This is a genomic window from Kribbella sp. NPDC058245 (assembly GCF_042882005.1).
In the GTDB taxonomy this organism is placed as follows: domain Bacteria; phylum Actinomycetota; class Actinomycetes; order Propionibacteriales; family Kribbellaceae; genus Kribbella.
This window is the reverse complement of record NZ_JBHVWY010000001.1, coordinates 393,503-414,341: the sequence shown is the minus strand read 5'-3', so window position 1 is coordinate 414,341 and position 20,839 is coordinate 393,503. Positions and strand designations below refer to the sequence as shown.

Sequence of the window (20,839 nt, the reverse complement as noted above, 5' to 3'; positions counted from 1 at the left end):
ACCGGGGTGGGGTTTGGGAGACTCAGGTGTGACTAGTGCTGTGACTGCTGACGAGCGGACCTCCAGGCATGTGGGGCTGGCGCTGTTCGCGTTGGCGACCGGTGGATTCGCGATCGGGACGACCGAGTTCGTGACGATGGGGCTGCTGCCGCAGATCGCGGACGGGGTGCGCATCTCGATTCCGACCGCGGGGCACGTGATCTCGGCGTACGCGATCGGGGTGGTGGTCGGGGCGCCGGTGATCGCGGCCCTCGGAGCGCGGACCGGGCGGAAGCGGTTGCTGCTCGGGCTGATGGCGATGTTTGTCCTCGGCAACGTGTTGTCGGCCGTTGCCTCCAGCTACGAAATGCTGATGGCGGCGCGCTTCCTGACCGGGTTGCCGCACGGCGCGTTCTTCGGGATCGGCGCGGTGGTCGGCTCCTCGATGGTGCCGACCAATCGCCGGGCCTGGGCAGTGTCGATGATCATGGTCGGACTCCCCGTCGCGAACATCATCGGCGTCCCACTCACGACGCTCCTCGGTCAGAAGCTCGGTTGGCAAGCGCCCTTCCTCGCGGTCGGCGGACTAGGTCTGCTGACCCTGGTGGCCGTTTGGTTCTGGGTGACGCCGCAGCCGGTGGGCAGTGAGACCAACGTCCGCAGCGAGCTGAGCGCACTGGCTCGTCCGCAGGTCTGGATGGCGTTGCTCGTCGGGATGGTCGGGTTCGGCGGCATGTTCGCGACGTACTCGTACATCACCCCGACGATGACGGAACTCGCCGGTTTCTCCACGACCGCGATCACGCTCGTACTCGCGACGTACGGCGTCGGCATGACCTGCGGCACCCTCGTCGGCGGCCGGCTGGCCGACCGTGCGCTGATGCCCAGCCTGTACGGCGGTTTGGTCGCGGTGACCGTCGTCCTCGGCGTGTTCGGGTGGATGGCGCACACCAAGCCGACCGCCCTGATCGCGGTGTTCGCGCTGGGCTTCTCCGCGAGCATCCTGATCCCGGCCCTGCAGACCCGGCTGATGGACGTCGCGCACGAGGGTCAGTCGCTGGCCGCGTCCCTCAACCACTCCACCTTGAACATCGCCAACGCACTCGGCGCGTGGCTCGGCGGCGTCGTACTGACTGCCGGTTACGGCTACGAATGGCCGAGCCGAGTGGGTGCCGCCTTGGCCGTCGCCGGGCTGGTCTTCGCGATCATCTCCGGCCTGATGGACCGCCGTACGGCGAAATCAGGGGTTACTCAGGTCACTGCCTGACGGGATCCCTGGGTATCACCTGGTTGGATCGGAGTATGGCAACAGTGACGTTGGGCGCCGCCGACCTCGTACGGCGCCGTGGGCTGCGACAGATGCGACTGGTCGCGTTGTCGTTGCTGGTGCTGGCCGCGGTGATTTACGTGGTCACGCTGCACCGCGACGGCGGATGGGCGTACGTCAACGCGGCGTCCGAGGCGGCGATGGTCGGTGCGCTGGCGGACTGGTTCGCGGTGACGGCGTTGTTCCGGCATCCGCTCGGGCTGCCGATTCCGCACACCGCAATCGTGCCGACGCGCAAGGACACGCTGGCCGAGAGCCTGGAGCAGTTCGTCACCGAGAACTTCCTCTCCGAGGAGGTCGTGGCGGAGAAGATGAAGTCGGCCGACGTGAGCCGCCGGGCCGGCGAATGGCTGGCCGCGGGTAATCACGCCGAGCGGATCGTCGCCGAGGGTGCGCGGACGATCGGGGCCGCGCTGCCGAAGCTCGGGGACGACGATGTGACCGCCTTCGTCCGCGGGTCGCTGCTGCCGCGGTTCGTCAAGGAGCCGCTGAGCCCGATCGCGGGGCACTTCCTCGAGTCGGTCGTCGACGACGGGGCGCATCACGCGCTGTTCGATCTGCTGATGATCGAGGCGTACGACTGGCTGAGCGACAACCGCGAACTCCTCAGCGACGTGGTCGGCCCGCGGGCACCGCGGTGGTCACCGATGTGGGTCGATCGGCTGGTGGTCGACCGGATTCATCGCGAGGCGCTGGCGTGGCTGGCCGACGTACGGGACAACCAGGATCATGCGGCGCGGCAAGCCGTCGACCGGCTGCTGCGCAAGCTCGCGATCGACCTGCAGAACGACCCCGAGACGATGGCACGGTTCGAGGCCTTCAAGGCCCGGATGCTCACCCACCCCGACATGGGCTCCAGCCTGACCGCGGTCTGGGATTCGTTGCGTACGGCACTCATCGACTCGATCCAGGACCCCGCCAGCACGCTCCGCGTCCGCGGTGTGAAGGTGATCCAGGATCTGGGTCAGCGGCTGCAGACCGACGACGTCCTGCGCGGCAAGGTCGACGACCGCGCCACCGAGGCCGTCAGCTACGTCGTACGGACCTACGGCACCGAGATCGTCTCGGTCATCTCCGACACGATCGCCCGCTGGGACGGCCGCGAGGCGTCGGCCCGGATCGAACTGCACGTCGGTCGCGACCTGCAGTTCATCCGGATCAACGGCACCATCGTCGGTGCACTCGTCGGTCTACTCATTCACACGGTCAGCCAACTCCTCTGACCCCCATTTGCCTGGCTAGGCACCGACCTTGGGGGTTCTACACCCTTAACCACGGTGCAGAACCCCTGATTTGCCTGGCTAACCAGCGAAATGGGTCAGATCCCGCAGTTGGGGGCGTCCCAGACGTTGGAGGCGCGGATGTCGACGTGGGTGTGGTCGTCGTGGCCGGGGTAGCCCGGGCCGAAGATGCCGCCGAAGCCGTGGTTGCGGGCTTGTTTGGCCAGCGTGCAGAGGGACTGGGAGCCGACCAGGTCGGCCGCGCGACCATACAGGTGCTGGCTGTTGCTGGCACCGCCGACGGAGTTGTTGCATGGCGTACTGCGGAAGCCGCTGGTGATGTTCATGGGCTGGTCGCCGAGGGCGTGCCGCATCGCTTCGAGCTGCCACATGGTCTGCAGGGCGTTGGCCTTGGTGGCCGCCTCGCCGAGCGGACCACCGTCGTACCCGGATCCGCCGCACCCGTCGTCGAGCTCGGCGTACGTGAAGTGGATCGGGGTGCAGTCGTCGTCCTGCAGCGCGTAGAGCTTGCTGAACGTCGCCGGTCCGGCGATCCCGTCCGCCGTCAGCCCGTACGCCGATTGGAACCTCTGTACGGCGGCCTTCGTGGCCGGCCCGAAGTCGCCGTCGGTCGCGAGGTGGCCGCCGTACCCGGGGTATCCGGCGACGCGGATCTGTAGCTGGGTCACGTCCGCACCGGTCGCCCCCTGGGCGAGTGAGCGGCCCCAGGTGTAGCAGCCGTCGGCGTGGGCGGCGGTGGGGTTGACGATCTGGGCGACGACGGTCGTCGTGAGCATCGCGGCGAACAGGAGAAGCAGGGCGGCGATCCGCGGGAGCGGACGGCCGATCAGTTGGGACATGACAACCTCCGGGGCGGTGAAGGGACTTGTCTGCCCGACAGCATGGCGGCAACATCTGCCCGTTGCCTAGGCCCAACTAGAAACTTTGCGCCGAACAGGCAACCAAATCCCGGGGACACCTGGTCAGGCAAGATGTGACCATCAAGCACAGCGCGCTGACTCCGCGTGCCGGAGAAACGGGGCCGCCGGTGACCGCTAGCGAGGGATTCGACGCCTTCGTCGCTGCCCGCTCCGGCAGATTGCTGCGGACGGCGTACCTGCTCACCCACGACCACGCGCTGGCCGAGGACCTGGTGCAGACCGCCCTCGCCAAGGCCTGGTTCGCCTGGTCCCGGATCGAAGGTGACAACCCCGAGCCGTACGTCCGCAAGATCATGGTGAACACGTACTCGTCCTGGTGGCGCCGCCGCTGGCACCACGAGATCCCCAGCGACGAACTCCCCGAGACCGGTTCGACCTCCGGACCCGAGTACCAGGGCGACCTCTGGGAAGCACTGCAACGGCTCCCCCGCCGCCAGCGCGCCGTGATCGTCCTGCGCTACTACGAGGACCTGACCGAGGCCGAAACGGCCCGCCTCCTCGGTACCACGGTCGGCACCGTCAAAAGCCAAGCCAGCAAGGCAGTAGCGAAACTCCGCCTGGACCCCGCCCTCCTCTCCGGCGCCCCTGCCACCCAGGAGACCCCGCGATGAACCTCCAAAACCTGCGCGACGAGCTCACCACCCGCGCCGACGAAGCCGCCGACCGCCAGCCCGACCTCCTCCCCGGCGTCCGGGACAAGATCCGCCGTACCAAACAACGCCGTACGGCGACCGCTGTCGCCTCGGTAGCAGCCCTGGCAGCCCTGGCCGTCGCGATCGTCCCCGGCGTCATCAACACGTCGACCCCTGATCCGGCCGACGAGATCCCGCAGGACTACACCAAGAACGGCCAAACGGTCCCTGGCATGGTCAACGGCGACAAGTTGCTCAAGGCATGGATCGCCGACCCCGGCCAGAGCAAGTTTTCCTTCGCCTGGACGCCGACCACGGACAAGATCGCCGTCTACGTGAACTGCGACGACGTCGGGTTCACGGCCCCCACGGAGGTCCGGATCACGGTCGGCGGCTTCTACGCCGGGAACACAGGCTGTCAGGACGTCGCCAACGAGTCCAGTACCACTGCACTCGGAGTCTTCTTGCCCGACTCCGCACTCTGGCTGACCACCCCGCTCGGCAAGGCGACCACGGTCTCCGCCGAGGTGGTCGAGTCGGTGAGCGGGAAACCCCAGAAGGCGATCGAGCCGATCCGGGTCGGCATCTACTCGACCACCGAGGCGTCGCGTGTCGGTGGCGCAGTCGCCCCGGCACCAGGCCCGGACGACTTTCAGCAGAACGGCATCTTCTATCGGAAGAAGATCGGTGGCGACACGCTGCTGGGCGCAGGCGTCGCTGAGCGTGGCAGCAACGAGTTGCGGTTCAAGTTCACGTCCGACGGATCACAATTGAAGCTCCGTCCGTTCTGCACCGCCAACAACGGCCCGGTGAACGGGAATGCCCCGTACATGATCCAGATCAAGTTCAACGGCAAGCTCGCCACGGAGATGACCTGCACTGCCCGTTCGCTCGATGCGGGGACCTCGGACACGGTCGCCGGCGAAGATCGGGCGCCGGTTGGGCAGGAGGTCGAGGTGGTGGCGCAGCTGATTCCGACGGACCAGAAGAGCCCGCCGCTCCCCACCGACGGCTATCTCGCCCTCGGCGTCTACGCTCAGGGACCGAAACGAGTAGTGGGCGGAGTCAGCCTCGACGAACAGATCGAGGTCGGCGGCATCACCTACCGCCTCGACACGGTCAAGTCCGCCCCAGGCCCGGCGAAGCGCGTCGAGATCGATACTCCGGCCGACCGGCCCTTCGTGCTCGCGTACGGCGGAACCAGCCTCGGAAAGGCCGGGCCCTACACCGTCGATGCACAAGTAGGCACCGCAACAGCCGGCGGCATGGGAATCGCGGCCAACAGCGGCGATGACCTGGGCCTCGCCAGCACACCAATCGCGGCCGGGCCGACCACCAAGGCCTCGATGTTTCTCACCGAGGGCAAGCCGACCGGCGGCACGCTGGTGATTGCAATCTATCTGCCGGACTAGAGCCAGGCGTGCAGGTCGGCGGCGTCTTTGACGAGCTGCTCGGGGTCGTTGTCGGGGACGAACTCGAGCAGCGCGTTGAGCTCGCGGGGGTCTGCCGCGAGCTTGGCGAGGACCTGGCGCCACAGCCGCTCCCTGGTAGCCAGGGGGCGGCGGGTGCCGTCGGGGTCCCACGAGAAGACGTGGACGGTGGTCAGCCAGGGCAGCAACGCATCCAGCTGCTCCAGGCACTCGTCGTCGTCCATGCCGACCGGGGGTTGCCAGTACGTCGTGAGGTTGGGGGCGCCGACGTCCATCAGCAGGGTGATCGTGGAGTCGACCTCGTCGGTGAGCGTGTTGCGGTGGAACTCGAGGGCGACCTCGATGCCCGAACTCGCGGCCACGTCCGACAGTTCGGCGAGACCGCGGGTCACGGCCATGCGATCACCGACGCCGGCTTCCGCCGTACCGACTGTGCCGGCCCAGACGCGGATGCGGGCGGCGCCGAGGGCCTCGGCGGTGGCGACGGTGGCGCGCATCTGCTCGCGGTCGGCGGCGCCGGCACGCAGGTAGGAGCCGTAGGCGACGGTCTCCAGGCCGTGCAGCTCGGTCAGGTTCTTCACCCGCCGGGCGGCGACCAGGTCACCGAGCGGGACGTGGATGTCGCCACCCCATTCGATCGCCTTCAGGCCCGCTCGTGCCGCGACCTCCACCACCTCTTCGGCCGGCAACTGGCGGAACGTCACCGAGACCAGACCGGTCCTCACACCCACAGGTGCCTCCTCAGGTTCACACCTCTATCCAACCTCATCGGGCCAGCGGCGCCCACGCGATCCCGGTCACCGTCTCAAGTCATGAGCAAAGCTCTTGGATGCCACTGACATTCGGACTTAGAGTGCAGAACGTGCCGGATCAGCGAAAAGGGTTCATCTACGGGTTCGTCGCCTATCTGATGTGGGGCCTGTTCCCGATCTACTGGCGGCTCCTCGACAAGTCCGGCGCGATCGAACTGCTCGCGCATCGCGTGGTCTGGTCACTGCTCACGATCGCGGCCCTGGTCGCCGTACTGCGGAAGTTCGGCGCCGTGAAGGAATTGCTCCGGCAACCGCGCAAGCGCTGGGCGCTGATGGGTGCCGCGCTGCTGATCTCGGTGAACTGGGGGACGTACATCTGGGGCGTGATCCACGGTCATGTGGTGGAGACGTCGCTCGGCTACTTCATCACCCCGTTGTTCGCGGTGTTCCTCGGTGTCGTCGTCCTGAAGGAACGACTGCGGCCACTGCAGTGGATCGCGCTGGCGATCGCGTTCATCGCGGTTCTGGGCCTGGCCATCGAGAACGGGCGACCGCCGTGGATCGCGATCCTGCTCACGTTCTCGTGGGGCTTCTACGGACTCATCAAGAAGAAGGCCGACGCGGGTGCCATCGAGGGGATGGCGGTCGAGTCGGCGACCGTCGTACCGCTGGCGGTCGCGGCGATCGCCGTACTGGGTGCGCAAGGCCAGTCGACCGTCACGCATCACGGCGCCGGGTACTTCGTGCTGGTGCTACTGACCGGCCCGCTGACCGCCGTACCGCTGCTGTTCTTCGGCGCTGCCGCGACCCGGACCTCGCTGACGACGCTCGGCCTGCTGAACTACATCGCGCCCATCCTGCAGTTCATCTGCGGCGTCACGCTCTTCCACGAGCACATGTCGCCGATGCGCTGGGCCGGCTTCGGCCTGGTCTGGCTCGCGCTCTCACTCTTCACCTTCGACAGCCTGAACCGGCGCCGCCGCTCGATCGCCCTCGAGCGCGCAGCCCTGGCGACCTCGGCGGCTTGACCTCTCCGGCGAGGCGGTCACCGCCAAGCGCCTCGCCAAAACCGCTAACCCCACAAGACCGTCCCCCCACCCACCTTGAGCACCCACCAACCGCATTCAGCGGTCAGACGTGACTGAACGGTGCCCAAAGTCGCCCCCACCACCTTGAGCACCCACCAACCACCCAACGCGCCCACAAACGGTCGAGCCGTGCACAAAGTCGCCGTACCCGCTGACCTTGAGCACCCACCAACCACCCAACGCGCCCACAAACGGTCGAGCCGTGCACAAAGTCGCCGTACCCGCTGACCTTGAGCACCCATCGACCACATAACGCGTCCGCAAACGGTTGAGCCGTGCACAAAGTCGCCGTACCCGCTGACCTTGAGCACCCGTCAACACCGAACACGCCCACAAACGGTTGAGCCGTGCACAAGGTCGCCGTACCAGCTGACCTTGTGCACCCGTCAACCACGTTTCGAACCCAGGAACGACTGAGCGGTGCTCAAGGTCGACCACCCGCGGCTGCGCACGGAGCGGCCCTCCGGGTGGGGCGCTCGCGGATTGGAGGACCACGCCCGGCGCCGAGCCACCCGCCATTTGACGGGATCTCCGTTGAACTGGACCCTTCTCCCCTCAAATTTTGAGGGGAGAACCAGCACATTCAGGGGAGATCCGTTCAAATGGCGCGGCGTGGTACGGCGGGCTTGGGCGCTCGGGGGCACCCTAGAGTCGCGCGGACCCCTCGTCTGTGGTTCAAATAGCCCCGAGGCGGTACGGCGGGCTCGGGTGCAGCGCAGTAGGCGGGGAGTTAAGAGACACGCCCTAGACGGAGCGGGTTACTACTAGGTCGCAGAGGGAGTCGAGGGCTTGGCGGGCGGGGCCTTCGGGGAGGGACGCGAGGAGTTTGCGGGCGTCGGCGGCTCGGCGGCGGACGTCGTCCTCGGCCTGGGTGAAGGCGGGGTTGGCGCGGAGGAGGTCCAGCGTCTCGGTCAGACGGGCGTCGTCGGACAGGTCCGAGTCGAGGAGCTCCAACAACCTGGCGTCGTCGGGGTTCGAGGGGTCGGCCTGGGCGCGGAAGATCAGCACCGGGAGGGTGGGGACGCCTTCGCGCAGGTCGGTACCGGGGGTCTTGCCGGACTGGCCGGAGTCACCGGCGATGTCGAGGATATCGTCGGCGAGCTGGAAGGCGATGCCGATCTCTTCGCCGAAGGCGCGCAGGGATTCCTGGACGTCTTCGGAGGCTCCGGCGAAGCGGGCGCCGAAGAGGGCGGAGGTCGCGATCAGCGAGCCGGTCTTGTCGGCGATGACCGAGAGGTAGTGCTTGAGCGGGTCCTGGCCTTCGCCGACCCCGAGCGTCTCACGAATCTGGCCCTCGACCAGGCGGCCGAAGGTACGGGCCTGGATCCGTACGGCGTCCGGTCCCAGGTCGGCAACCAGGTCCGAGGCGCGGGCGAACAGCCAGTCGCCGGACAGGATCGCGACCGAGTTGTCCCAGCGCGCGTTCGCGGTGGCCGAGCCGCGCCGGAGCGCGGCCTCGTCCATCACGTCGTCGTGGTGCAGGGTCGCCACGTGGGTCAACTCGACCACCACGGCGGCCTTCACCACCTCTGCCGAAGCCGGCGATGGACCGAACTCGGACCCGATCAGGACCAGCAGCGGCCGGAACCGCTTGCCGCCGGCAACCATGACGTGCTGGGCGGCGGCGGTGACGAACGGCGCCTCGGACTCGGTGGAGTCGCGCAGCGCCTGTTCGACAGCCTCCAGCCCAGCGCGGACCCGGGCTTCGAGCGCCTCATCGGCGAACGCGAAGCCCAGGCTCTCGGCCGGCAGCGGCGGGGTCGGACTCAACGGATGAACTCACCCGCGCGGGCCGCCAGGTCGAGCACCGGTCCGGGGACCAGTCCGAGAACCACAGTGGCGGCGAGACCGAGAGCGACCGCGGTCGTGGTCTGCCAGCCGGGCAGCGCCACGTCGGGCGCGTCGGCCGGCAGATCCGAGAAGAACATCAGCACGATCACGCGGACGTAGAAGAACGCGGCGACCAGGCTGGACAGGACGGCGACGACGACCAACGGCCACGCCCCACCCGTCCAGGCCGCGCTGAAGACCGCCCACTTGCCGGTGAAGCCCGCGGTCAGCGGGATACCGGCGAAGGAGAGCAGGAAGAACGCGAAGATCCCGGCCAGCAGCGGCGACTTCTTGCCGAGCCCTGCCCACCGCGACAGGTGGGTGGCCTCGCCACCCGCGTCGCGGACCAGCGTGACGACCGCGAAGGCGCCGATCGTCGGGAAGCCGTAGGAGACCAGGTAGAACAGCACCGCCTGGGTCGAGGTGATGCCGTTGTGGACACCGTTCCCGGCCTGGGCCAGGCCGACGAACGCGGTCAGCAGGAAGCCCGCGTGCGCGATCGACGAGTAGGCCAGCATCCGCTTCACGTCGGTCTGGGTGATCGCGACGATCGAACCGACCACCATGGTGAGGATCGCGACGATCCACATCATCGGCGCCCAGTCCCAGCGGGTGCCGCCGAGTGCAACGTAGAAGACGCGCATCAGGCCGATAAATGCGGCGATCTTGGTGCAGGCCGCCATGAACCCGGTGACCGGCGTCGGCGCACCCTGGTACACGTCCGGCGTCCAGGAGTGGAACGGTACGGCGCCGACCTTGAACAGCAGGCCGACCCCGATCAGACCGGTACCGGCCAGCAGGATGGACTCCGAGCCGGTGTCCTTGGCCAGCGCGTCCGCGATCCCGCCGAGCGACATCGTTCCGGCGTACCCGTAGAGCAGCGCGATCCCGAACAGCAGGAACGCGGAGGCGAACGCCCCGAGCAGGAAGTACTTCATCGCGGCTTCCTGCGAGATCAGCCGGCGACGACGCGCCAGCCCACACAGCAGGTACAGCGGCAGCGAGAAGACCTCGAGTGCGACGAACAGCACCAACAGGTCGTTGGCCGACGCGAACAGCATCATGCCGCCGACCGCGAACAGGGTCAGCGGGAAGATCTCGGTGTGCTCGATCCGGGCCGCCGTGCCCTCACGCTCGGCCTCGGACCCCGGTACGGCGGCCGCCTGGCTCGCGAACGCGGAGAGCCCACCGTCGAGTGAGCGCTCGGCGAACAGCAGCACGCTGATCAGCGTCAGCGCCAGCAGAATCAGCCAGGTGAACAGCGCCGGGCCGTCGACCGAGATGGCGCCCTGGGCCGCGATCAGTTCCTTGTTGTCGTTGACCAGGAACCCGGTCAGCACCCCGGCGGCCAGCAGCGCCACCACGGTGATCGCCAGCTGCGCCGCGTGCCGCAGCGGCCGCGGCAGGAACGCCTCGGCGATGACGCCGACACAGGCCGCGCCGAACACCACGAGCATTGGTGCGAGCTCGCCGTACTCGATCTTCGGCGCGACGAAGTCTGCCGCCGGCAGGATCAGGCCGATCACTTCTGTCCCTCCGTCACGGGGATCTCCGGAGCCTTGTCGGTGACACCGACACGCTGCATGGTCGACTCGACCGCGGGTTTGATGATGTCGACGATCGGCTTCGGGAAGATACCGAGGCCGATGATCAGGATCACGAGCGGAGCGATCGCGAGGATCTCCCGCTTGTTCAGGTCCTTGAGCTTCTCGATGCCGTCCCGCACCGGTCCGGTCATCGTGCGTTGGTACATCAGCAGGATGTAGAGCGCTGCCAGCACGATGCCGACGACCGCGATCACCGCGATCACCTTGTGCTTGCTGAACGTTCCGGCCAGCACCATGAACTCGGAGATGAACGGCGACAGACCGGGTAGCGCCAGGCTGGACAGACCTGCGAACAGGAACGTTCCGGCCAGCACCGGGGCGACCTTCTCGACCCCGCCGTAGTCGGCGATCCGCGCGGACCCGCGCCGGGAGATCAGGTACCCGGCGACCAGGAACAGCGCCGCGGTGGAGAGACCGTGGTTGAACATGTACAGCGTCGACCCGGTCAGGCCTTGCGACGTCAGCGCGAAGATACCCATCACGATGAAGCCGAAGTGCGAGATCGACGTGTAGGCGATCAGCCGCTTGATGTCGGTCTGGCCGATCGCCACCAGGGCGCCGTACAGGACCGAGATCAGTGCCAGCACCAGGACCACCGGGGTGGCCCACTCGGACGCGTTCGGGAACAGGCCCAGGCAGAACCGGATCATCCCGAAGGTGCCGATCTTGTCCAGGATGCCGACCAGCAGCACCGAGGTGCCCGGCGTCGCCTCACCGGCGGCGTCCGGCAGCCAGGTGTGGAACGGCACCATCGGCGCCTTCACCGCGAAGGCGAAGAAGAAGCCGAGGAACAGCCACCGCTCGGTGTTCTGGCCGATGTCGAGCTTGATCAGGTCGCTGAGCAGGTACGACGGGTCGCCGGCGCGCGCGGAGATCACGTACAGGCCGACCACCGAGGCCAGCATCAGCAGACCGCCGAGCAGCGAGTAGAGCAGGAACTTCACCGCGGCGTAGGAACGCTGCGGACCGCCGAAGCCACCGATCAGGAAGTACATCGGGATCAGCGTGGCCTCGAACAGCACGTAGAAGAGGAACACGTCGGTCGCCGAGAAGACACCGATCGACAGTGCCTCGAGGGCCAGGATCCAGGCGAAGAAGGACTTCTCCGACCAGCGGCCCTTGTCGGCGTCGTTCCAGGAGGCGATCAGCACGATCGGGGTCAGCAGCGCGGTGAGGACCACCAGCACGATGCCGACACCGTCGAGGCCGAGGGCGTAGTTCGCGCCGAAGGCCTTGATCCAGGTGTGCGTCTCGTTGTACTTCCCGGCACCGTTCTGGTGGTAGCCGACGGCAACGATCGCCGTCAGCACCAGCGTCACCAGCGAGAAGCCGAGGGCCACCTGCTTGGACAGCAGTGCCTTCGCCTTGGGCACCAGCATGGTGGCCAGGGCGCCCACGAAGGGCAGCAGCAGTAAGAGGGTCAGCCAACCGATTTTCACGACAACCTCACCGCGAGGAGGGCGACGACCACGAATGCGGCGCCGAAGACCATGCTGAGTGCGTACGAACGGACGAAGCCCGTCTGGAACCGGCGGAGCCGGCCGGACAGCCCACCGAACAGTGCGGCCAGCCCGTTCACCAGGCCGTCCACGCCGCGGTTGTCGAGCCAGACCAGCGTCCGGGTGAGGTACTGGCCCGGACGCATCAAGACCGCCTCGTTGAGAGCGTCGCCGTACAGGTCACGCCGGGCGAGGACCGTCAGCGGCGAACCGGCCGGGGCCTCGCGCGGGATGTCGCTGCGGTACTTCGCGACGGCGATCACGATGCCGACGGCAACCACCGCGAGGGTGATCAGCGTCATCACCAGCGCCGGCAGCGGCGGGTGCTCCTCTTCGGCCCCGACGATCGGCTCGAGCCAGTGCTCGATCCAGTGCCCGGCGAAGTAGAGCGCGCCACCACCCAGCGAGAGCGCGGCCAGGATGATCAGCGGGATCGTCATCACCTTCGGCGACTCGTGCGGGTGCACGTCCTTCTCCCAGCGCTTCTTGCCGAAGAAGGTCATCAGCATCACCCGCGTCATGTAGAACGCCGTGATGCCCGCACCGAGCAGCGCGCAGAGACCGATCACCGTGTTGTGCGCGAACGCCGCCTCGATGATCTTGTCCTTGGAGAAGAAGCCCGCGAACGGCGGGATCCCGAGGATCGCCAGGTAGCCGAAGGCGAACGTCACGAAGGTGATCTTCATCGGCGTCCGCAGGGCGCCGTAGTGGCGCATGTTCACGTCGTCGTTCATCCCGTGCATGACGGAACCGGCGCCGAGGAACATGTTGGCCTTGAAGAAGCCGTGCGTGATCAGGTGGAAGATCGCGAACACGTACCCGGCCGGGCCGAGGCCCGCGGCGAGCATCATGTAGCCGATCTGACTCATCGTCGAACCGGCGAGCGCCTTCTTGATGTCGTCCTTGGCGGTACCGATGATCGCACCGGCCAGCGCCGTGACCGTACCGACGATGACGACGGCGGTCGAGGCCGCCTCCGACATCTCGAAGATCGCGTGCGACCGGACCACCAGGTAGACGCCCGCGGTCACCATGGTCGCCGCGTGGATGAGCGCCGACACCGGGGTCGGGCCCTCCATCGCGTCCAGCAGCCAGGACTGCAGCGGCACCTGTGCGGACTTGCCGCAGGCGGCCAGCAGCAGCATCAGGCCGACCAGCGTGGCCCAGGTGCTCGACATGCCCTCGGCACCGGCGTTCACCGTCGCGAAGGCCGAGGAGCCGAACAAGGCCCACATGCTCATCACCGCGAGCGAGAGGCCGATGTCACCGACCCGGTTCACCACGAACGCCTTCTTCGCGGCGACCGCGGCCGAGTTCTTGTGCTGCCAGAACCCGATCAGCAGGTACGACGCCAGACCGACGCCCTCCCAGCCGACGAAGACCAGCAGGTAGTCCGCCGCCAGCACCAGCAGCAACATCGCCGCGATGAACAGGTTCAGGTAGGCGAAGAACCGGCGCCGCCGGGCGTCGTGCTCCATGTAGCCGATCGAGTAGATGTGGATCAGTGAGCCCACACCGGTGATCAGCAGCACGAAGAGGATCGAGAGCGGGTCGATCAGCAGCGTGAAGTCGACCTTCACGTTCCCGACCGTGAACCACTCGAACAGGCGAACCGTCTCGGACCGCTCTTCGCCGGCCAGCCCCTGCATCTGGACGAACAGCAGGACACCGCAGACGAACGAGGCCAGCGACGCCGCGGTGCCGAGCAGGTGACCCCACTTGTTGGTGGCCTTGCCACCCAGCAGCAGGATCGCCGCGGACACCGCCGGAATCGCGACCAGCAGCCACGTCAGCTCATGACTCATCGGTTTCAGACCTCAGTACTTGAGCAGGTTGGCGTCGTCGACCGAGGCCGAACGACGGGTGCGGAAGATGGCCATGATGATCGCCAGGCCGATCACGACCTCGGCCGCGGCCACCACCATCACGAAGAAGGCGGCGATCTGGCCGTCGAGGTTGCCGTGCTGGCGGGCGAAGCTGACGAACGCCAGGTTGGCCGCGTTCAGCATCAGCTCGACACACATGAACACGACGATCGCGTTCCGGCGGACCAGCACACCCAGTGCGCCGATACTGAACAAGATCGCGGCAAGCACGATGTACGGCTCGGTGCTCACAGCTTCTCCTCCTTGCCGAATCCGGTCTGGTCGGTGCTCTCGGCATCGGAACGGACCTTGTCGCCGGGATCGCCTTCGCTGATCTCGAGCACGGTGTTGATCTCCGCGCGCTCCTCAGCTTCGGGGAACACGGTGCCACGAGCCTGCAGGACGCGCGAAACCGAGGTGGGTGCGATCGATCCGTCCGGCAGCAAAGCCGGCGTGTCGACGGCGTTGTGCCGAGCCAGTACGCCGGGAGTCGGCAGCGGACCCGGGTGGATCCCCTGCTCGGCGTACTTGCGGATCCGCTCCTCGGCGTGGTCGCGCTGGGTGCGCTTCTTGGTCAGCCGCTCCCGGTGCGCGAGCATCATCGCGCCGAGTGCCGCGGTGATCAGCAGCGCCGAGGTGACCTCGAAGGCGAACACGTACTTGCCGAACAGCAGTTGCGCGATGCCCTTGGGGTTGCCGTCCGGCTGCGCGTCGGCCAGGCCGATCGGGTTGCCGTAGATGCCGTTGCCGACCGCGGCGACGATCAGGATGCCGAAGCCGAGGAACGCGATCCCGGCGAGCAGCCGCTGTCCGCGAATCGTCTCCACCAGGGAGTCGGACGCGTCGACACCGACCAGCATCAGCACGAACAGGAACAGCATCAGGATCGCGCCGGTGTAGACGATGATCTGTACGGCGAACAGGAACGGAGCGTCCTGAGCGGCGTACTGGACTGCCAGGCAGATCATCACCGTGGCCAGCAGCAGCGCGGAGTGCACGGCCTTGCGGACCAGCACCATCGCGATCGCGGCCAGCACCATCACCGGTGCGAGCAGCCAGAACGCGACCTGGGAACCGACGACCATCGGAATCACTTGGCGTCACCGCCGTCGGTCGCTGCCGCGCCGGTCAGGCCGCGGTAGTAGTCCTTGTCGGTGGTACCGAGCTGCATCGCGTGCGGGGGCTCCTGCATGCCCGGAAGCATCGGGGCCAGCAGGTCCTTCTTCTCGTAGATCAGCGAGGCGCGGCTGGTGTCGGCCAGCTCGTACTCGTTGGTCATCGTCAGCGCCCGGGTCGGGCACGCCTCGATGCACAGTCCACAGAGGATGCAGCGCAGGTAGTTGATCTGGTAGACGCGGCCGTACCGCTCGCCGGGCGAGAAGCGTGCCGAATCGTCGCCGTCGACGTTGTCCGCGCCCTCGACGTAGATCGCGTCGGCCGGGCAGGCCCAGGCGCACAGCTCGCAGCCGATGCACTTCTCCAGACCGTCCGGCCAGCGGTTCAGCTGGTGCCGGCCGTGGAAGCGCGGTGCGGTCGGCTTCTTCTCGAACGGGTACTCCTCGGTGAACACCTTGCGGAACATCGTCCGGAAGGTGACCCCGAACCCGGCTACCGGGTCCCAGAGAGCTTCTTTGACGCTAGCCACGGCTGCCTTCCTTGCTACGACTGTCTGTCTCGCTCGCGGTATCGACGATCGGTGGTGGCACCGGGAACCCGCCGGCGAAGGCGTCGAACTCCTTGCCCTCGGCAACCTCGGTGGTCTGGTCGGTCTTCTTGCCCGGGAAGAGCATCGAGATCAGCGCGAGCGCGACCGCGATCCCGGCCGCGACCAGCAGCCAGGTCCGCGGTGTCGAGGCCTCGCGGCCGACCGCGCGGACGGTGGCGACGAGCAGGATCCAGCCCAGCGAGACCGGGATCAGGATCTTCCAGCCCAGCTTCATGAACTGGTCGTAGCGCAGTCGCGGCAGCGTTCCGCGCAACCAGATGTAGAAGAAGATGAAGCTCATCAGCTTGCCGAAGAACCACAGCACCGGCCAGTAGCCGGAGTTCGCGCCGTCCCACAGCGAGATCGGCCACGGTGCCTGCCAGCCGCCGAGGAACAGCGTGGTGGCCAGCGCCGAGACGGTCGCCATGTTGATGTACTCGGCCAGGAAGAACATCGCGTACTTGATCGAGGAGTACTCGGTCAGGAAGCCCGCGACCAGCTCGCCCTCGGCCTCGGGCAGGTCGAACGGCGCCCGGTTCGTCTCACCGATCATCGAGACCACGTAGATCACGAACGACGGGAAGAGCAGGAACGCGTACCAGCCGGGGATCGGGATGTCGACGCCGAACAGGTTCACCGTCTGGTGGGTGCTCTGCGCCGCGACGATCTCCGAGGTGGACATCGAGCCGGCGAAGAGGAACACCGTGACCAGCGCCAGGCCCATGCCGACCTCGTAGGAGATCATCTGGGCGCTGGAGCGCAGACCACCGAGCAGCGAGTACGTCGAGTTGGACGACCAGCCGCCGAGCACGATGCCGTAGATGCCGATCGAGGCGATCGCCATCACGTAGAGCACCGACACCGGCAGGTCCGTCAGCTGCAGGCGCGTGTAGGTGTCGGTGAACGGGATCTTCACCGTCGGCCCGAACGGGATCACGGCGAAGGTCAGGAAGGCCGGTACGGCGGTGAGCACCGGCGCCAGGACGAAGACGAACCGGTCGACGCCCTTCGGCATCAGGTCTTCCTTGAGCATCAGCTTCACACCGTCGGCGAGCGACTGCAGCAGACCGAAGGGTCCGTGCACGTTCGGTCCGACCCGGTGCTGCATCCGCGCCACCACCCGGCGTTCCCACCAGATGTTGAACAGCGTCAGCAGGACCAGCAGCACGAAGATGATCAGCACCTTGAGGCCGATCACCCACCACGGGTCATGCCCCACGCCCGCGTCCGGGGGCGCGGCCAGCGGAATGAAGGTCATGCGTTCCCTCCGGCGATCGTCACGATCGAACCGTGATCGGCGTGCAGTGAACGACGGACGTGCGAGTCGGCCGAGTTGCTCGGCAGCCACACCACGTTGTCGGTCATCGGGGTGATCGCGACCGGGAGCCGGACGGATCCGGCGTCGGTGCTGACCACCAGCTCGTCACCGTCGGCGAGGCCGACGCGGTGTGCGGTCGTGGCCGAGACCCGGGCGACCGGCTTGCGCGCGGTCGCGGTCAGGTGCGGCTCGCCGTCGCAGGCGCGGCTGTCGTCGATCAGCATCCGCCAGGTCGCCAGGCGGGTGGAGTCGAACGCACCCAGCGCCGGACCGGCCTGGTACGTCGGCTGCTGGGCGCGGTCGCCGTCCCAGCGGCCGAGCTCGTCGTACTCGCGCTTGGCGCCGGCCGGCGTGGTGAACCCGAGCGTGGTGTCCATCTCCTGGGCCAGTGCGGCCAGGGCGCGGACATCCGGCATCGCGGCGGGCACCTTGAGCACGACCGGGAACGGCCGCTCGCGACCCTCCCAGTTCACGAAGGTGCCGTCCTTCTCCGCCGGCGGAACCACCGGGAAGACGACGTCGGCGTGCTCGGTCACCTGCGAGTTGCGGACCTCGAAGCTGACCACGAACGGCGCCGCAGCCAGTGCAGCAAGCGCAGCAGCCGGATCGGGCAGGTCGTCGATCTCGACACCCGCCACCACCAGCGCACCCAGCGACGATGCCGAGGCGATGATCTCGGTCAGGTCCTTACCCGTTGCCGACGGCAAGCCCTCGACGCCCCAGGCGGCCTGCAGGTCGACCCGCGCCTGCGGGTCGGAGACCAGGCGGCCACCGGGCAGCAGGCCCGGAAGGCAACCGGCGTCGAGCGCACCACGGTCACCCGCACGACGCGGGATCCAGACCAGCTGCGCGCCGGTGTCGAGCGCCAGCCGAAGCGCGGCCGAGTAAGCACCCGGAACGCTCGCGAGCCGCTCGCCGACAATGATCACCGAGTCCGCACCAAGTGCACCCTTGACGTTGGCGCTCAGGCCGGACAGTACGGCGGCCTCGGTGCCGGGCTCAGCCGGTACGACGATGCCGCCCAGCTTCTCGACTCCGCGCGAGGCGAAGGCGGCGACCGTGAACACCTTGGTGCCGTGGGCCTTGACGGCCTTGCGCAGCCGCAGGAACACCGACGGCGATTCCTCTTCCGGCTCGAACCCGGCGAACAGCACGGACCCCGCGTTCTCGAGGTCGGCGAACGTCGTACCGAGGCCGGTGCCGGCCACCGCGGCGGCCAGGAAGTCGGCCTCCTCGGCGGAGTGCGGGCGGGCCCGGAAGTCGATGTCGTTGGTGCCGAGGGCGACCCGGGCGAACTTCGAGTACGCGTAGGCGTCCTCGAGGGTCAGCCGGCCACCAGTCAGTACGGCGGCGTTGCCGCGCGCCGCGGTGAGCTTCTCCGCGGCGAAGGTCAGCGCCTCCGGCCACGACGCGGGCCGCAGCTCGCCGTCCTCGCGGATCATCGGGTGGGTCAGCCGGTCACCGGTGCTCGCGTAGTTGAACGCGAACCGGTCCTTGTCCGAGATCCACTCCTCGTTGACCTGCGGGTCGTCGCCGGCCAGCCGGCGCATCACCTTGCCGCGCCGGTAGTCGACGCGGATCGCGGCACCCGACGCATCGTGCTCGGCCACCGAGGGCACCGAGACGAGGTCGAACGGCCGCGACCGGAACCGGTACGCCGCGCTGGTCAGCGCACCCACCGGGCAGATCTGGATGGTGTTGCCGGAGAAGTAGCTCTCGAAGGGCTCCTTCTCGTAGATACCGACCTGCTGCAGCGCACCGCGCTCGATCAGCGCGATGAACGGGTCACCGGCGATCTGCTCGGAGAACCGGGTGCAGCGCGCGCAGAGGATGCAGCGCTCGCGGTCGAGCAGTACCTCGGACGAGATGTTGATCGGCTTGGGGTAGGTCCGCTTGATCTCGTGGAAGCGGGTCTCGCCCCGGCCGTTCGACATCGCCTGGTTCTGCAGGGGGCACTCGCCGCCCTTGTCGCAGACCGGGCAGTCCAGCGGGTGGTTGATCAGCAGGAATTCCATCTGGCCGTGCTGAGCCTTGTCCGCGACCGGCGAGCTCACCTGCGTGCGGACCACCATGCCGTCGGCGACGGTGATCGTGCAGGAGGCCTGCGGCTTCGGCATCCCGCGGCCGTTGCCGGCGTCGGTGATCTCGACCAGGCACTGCCGGCAGGCACCGACCGGGTCGAGCAGCGGGTGGTCGCAGAAGCGCGGGATCTGGATCCCGATCTGCTCGGCCGCCCGGATCAGCAGGGTGTTCTTCGGAACCTTGACCTCGATGTCGTCGATGGTGACGGTGATCAGGTCGGTCCGCTCCACCTCGGCTCCAGCCGGCGGGTTCGCTTGGATCGTCATGCGCTAGCTCCAGCAGTCGCGAAGACAGTGCTTGCCATCGGGTCGAACGGGCAGCCGCCATGGGTGAAGTGCGCCAGGTACTCGTCCTTGAAGTGCTGGATCGAGCTGGTGATCGGCGCGGTCGCACCGTCGGCCAGTGCGCAGAACGAGCGGCCGGTGATGTTCTCGCTCAGGTCGAGCAGAGTCACCAGGTCCTCTTCGCTGCCCTGGCCGTGCTCGAGCCGCTCGAGGATCTGCACCAGCCACCAGGTGCCCTCACGGCACGGGGTGCACTTTCCACAGGACTCGTGCTTGTAGAACTCGGTCCAGCGCAGTACGGCGCGGACCACGCACACGGTCTCGTCGAAGATCTGCAGCGCCTTGGTACCGAGCATCGAGCCGACCGAACCGACACCCTCGTAGTCCAGCGGGACGTCGAGGTGCTCGGCGGTCAGCAGCGGCGTCGAGGACCCACCCGGGGTCCAGAACTTCAGCTCGTGCCCTTCACGGACACCGCCGGCCAGGTCGATCAGCTGCCGCAGGGTGATCCCCATCGGCGCCTCGTACTGACCCGGGCGGGTGACGTGCCCGGACAGCGAGTACAGCGTCATGCCCTTGGACTTCTCGGTGCCCATCGAAGAGAACCAGTCCGCGCCGTTCTTGATGATGGCGGGAACAGATGCGATGGACTCCACGTTGTTGATGACAGTGGGGCACCCGTACAGACCGGCGACCGCCGGGAACGGAGGACGCAGCCGAGGTTGACCGCGCCGTCCTTCCAGCGAGTCGAGCAGTGCCGTCTCCTCGCCACAGATGTAGGCGCCGGCGCCGGCGTGCACGATGACGTCGAGGTCGTAGCCGGTGCCCAGGATGTTCGTGCCGATGAAGCCGGCGTCCTTGGCCTCCTGAACGGCCTGCTGCAGCCGGCGGATCACGTGCAGAACCTCACCGCGGACATAGATGAACGCGGTGCTCGCGCGGATCGCGTACGACGCGATGATGACGCCCTCGACCAGCGTGTGCGGCGAGGCCATCATCAGCGGGATGTCCTTGCAGGTACCCGGCTCGGACTCGTCGGCGTTCACCACGAGGTACTTCGGCTTCGGGTTGTCCTGTGGGATGAACGACCACTTCATCCCGGTCGGGAAGCCCGCGCCGCCACGGCCGCGCAGACCGGAGTCCTTGACGGCGGTGACCACGTCGGCCGGCTGCATCGCCAGCGCCGTACGGAGGGCGTCGTACCCACCGGTGCGCTGGTACGACGAGAGCTGCCACGCGTTGATCTGGTCCCAGTTGTCGGACAGTACCGGGGTCAGCAT

The 20,839-nt window shown here is 67.6% G+C and carries 17 protein-coding genes; 5 read left to right on the top strand and 12 right to left on the bottom strand.

Annotated elements, in window-relative coordinates; translation table 11 throughout:
* The first annotated feature begins 28 nt into the window (after positions 1–28).
* Positions 29–1,246, top strand: a complete 1,218-nt coding sequence (locus ACFVWG_RS01925) for an MFS transporter (RefSeq protein WP_391541240.1) — start codon at positions 29–31, stop codon at positions 1,244–1,246.
* 35 nt (positions 1,247–1,281) lie between these two features.
* Positions 1,282–2,529: a DUF445 domain-containing protein gene (locus tag ACFVWG_RS01920; protein ID WP_391541239.1), complete on the top strand. Its 1,248-nt coding sequence runs from the start codon at positions 1,282–1,284 to the stop codon at positions 2,527–2,529.
* A 95-nt stretch (positions 2,530–2,624) separates the two neighbouring features.
* Here the strand turns inward: ACFVWG_RS01920 and ACFVWG_RS01915 are convergent, their stop codons facing one another.
* Positions 2,625–3,386, bottom strand: a complete 762-nt coding sequence (locus tag ACFVWG_RS01915) for a D-Ala-D-Ala carboxypeptidase family metallohydrolase (RefSeq protein WP_391541238.1) — start codon at positions 3,384–3,386, stop codon at positions 2,625–2,627.
* Between the two features lie 188 nt (positions 3,387–3,574).
* Between ACFVWG_RS01915 and ACFVWG_RS01910 the strand changes: the two genes are divergently transcribed.
* Together ACFVWG_RS01910 and ACFVWG_RS01905 are read left to right on the top strand one after the other, a co-directional pair.
* Positions 3,575–4,078 carry a SigE family RNA polymerase sigma factor gene (locus tag ACFVWG_RS01910; RefSeq protein WP_391541237.1) on the top strand — a complete coding sequence of 168 codons (504 nt, stop codon included), beginning with the start codon at positions 3,575–3,577 and terminating at the stop codon, positions 4,076–4,078.
* Positions 4,075–5,511 carry a hypothetical protein gene (locus ACFVWG_RS01905; protein WP_391541236.1) on the top strand — a complete coding sequence of 479 codons (1,437 nt, stop codon included), beginning with the start codon at positions 4,075–4,077 and terminating at the stop codon, positions 5,509–5,511. Before ACFVWG_RS01910 ends, ACFVWG_RS01905 begins: the two co-directional genes overlap by 4 nt.
* Here the strand turns inward: ACFVWG_RS01905 and ACFVWG_RS01900 are convergent.
* Positions 5,508–6,260, bottom strand: coding sequence for a sugar phosphate isomerase/epimerase family protein (locus tag ACFVWG_RS01900; RefSeq protein ID WP_391541235.1), 753 nt, complete (start codon positions 6,258–6,260; stop codon positions 5,508–5,510). The genes ACFVWG_RS01905 and ACFVWG_RS01900 overlap by 4 nt on opposite strands.
* 131 nt (positions 6,261–6,391) lie before the next feature.
* Between ACFVWG_RS01900 and rarD the strand changes: the two genes are divergently transcribed.
* Positions 6,392–7,309: an EamA family transporter RarD gene (rarD, locus tag ACFVWG_RS01895; RefSeq protein ID WP_391541234.1), complete on the top strand. Its 918-nt coding sequence runs from the start codon at positions 6,392–6,394 to the stop codon at positions 7,307–7,309.
* 804 nt (positions 7,310–8,113) lie between these two features.
* Here rarD and ACFVWG_RS01890 read toward each other — a convergent pair.
* The 10 genes from ACFVWG_RS01890 to nuoF form a co-directional block, all read right to left on the bottom strand.
* Complete coding sequence (locus tag ACFVWG_RS01890; RefSeq protein WP_391541233.1) at positions 8,114–9,139, bottom strand: polyprenyl synthetase family protein; 1,026 nt, start codon at positions 9,137–9,139, stop codon at positions 8,114–8,116.
* Positions 9,136–10,656, bottom strand: coding sequence for an NADH-quinone oxidoreductase subunit NuoN (nuoN, locus tag ACFVWG_RS01885; protein WP_391541533.1), 1,521 nt, complete (start codon positions 10,654–10,656; stop codon positions 9,136–9,138). The genes ACFVWG_RS01890 and nuoN overlap by 4 nt, the downstream gene beginning before the upstream one ends.
* 65 nt (positions 10,657–10,721) lie before the next feature.
* Positions 10,722–12,245 carry an NADH-quinone oxidoreductase subunit M gene (locus tag ACFVWG_RS01880; RefSeq protein WP_391541232.1) on the bottom strand — a complete coding sequence of 508 codons (1,524 nt, stop codon included), beginning with the start codon at positions 12,243–12,245 and terminating at the stop codon, positions 10,722–10,724.
* Positions 12,242–14,110 carry an NADH-quinone oxidoreductase subunit L gene (gene nuoL, locus ACFVWG_RS01875; protein WP_391541231.1) on the bottom strand — a complete coding sequence of 623 codons (1,869 nt, stop codon included), beginning with the start codon at positions 14,108–14,110 and terminating at the stop codon, positions 12,242–12,244. Before nuoL ends, ACFVWG_RS01880 begins: the two co-directional genes overlap by 4 nt.
* A 12-nt stretch (positions 14,111–14,122) precedes the next feature.
* The gene (gene nuoK, locus ACFVWG_RS01870; RefSeq protein WP_132411663.1) at positions 14,123–14,422 is read right to left on the bottom strand and encodes an NADH-quinone oxidoreductase subunit NuoK; all 300 of its coding nucleotides are present in this window, start codon (positions 14,420–14,422) and stop codon (positions 14,123–14,125) included.
* Positions 14,419–15,255 (bottom strand): NADH-quinone oxidoreductase subunit J, encoded by an 837-nt coding sequence (locus ACFVWG_RS01865; protein ID WP_391541230.1) that lies wholly within the window; start codon positions 15,253–15,255, stop codon positions 14,419–14,421. Before ACFVWG_RS01865 ends, nuoK begins: the two co-directional genes overlap by 4 nt.
* 5 nt (positions 15,256–15,260) lie before the next feature.
* Positions 15,261–15,815: an NADH-quinone oxidoreductase subunit NuoI gene (gene nuoI / locus ACFVWG_RS01860; protein ID WP_391541229.1), complete on the bottom strand. Its 555-nt coding sequence runs from the start codon at positions 15,813–15,815 to the stop codon at positions 15,261–15,263.
* Positions 15,808–17,133 (bottom strand): NADH-quinone oxidoreductase subunit NuoH, encoded by a 1,326-nt coding sequence (gene nuoH, locus ACFVWG_RS01855; protein ID WP_391541228.1) that lies wholly within the window; start codon positions 17,131–17,133, stop codon positions 15,808–15,810. The genes nuoI and nuoH overlap by 8 nt, the downstream gene beginning before the upstream one ends.
* Entirely contained in the window at positions 17,130–19,541 is a 2,412-nt protein-coding gene (locus ACFVWG_RS01850) for an NADH-quinone oxidoreductase subunit G (protein ID WP_391541227.1), read from the bottom strand. Before ACFVWG_RS01850 ends, nuoH begins: the two co-directional genes overlap by 4 nt.
* The gene (nuoF, locus tag ACFVWG_RS01845; protein WP_391541226.1) at positions 19,538–20,839 is read right to left on the bottom strand and encodes an NADH-quinone oxidoreductase subunit NuoF; all 1,302 of its coding nucleotides are present in this window, start codon (positions 20,837–20,839) and stop codon (positions 19,538–19,540) included. The genes ACFVWG_RS01850 and nuoF overlap by 4 nt, the downstream gene beginning before the upstream one ends.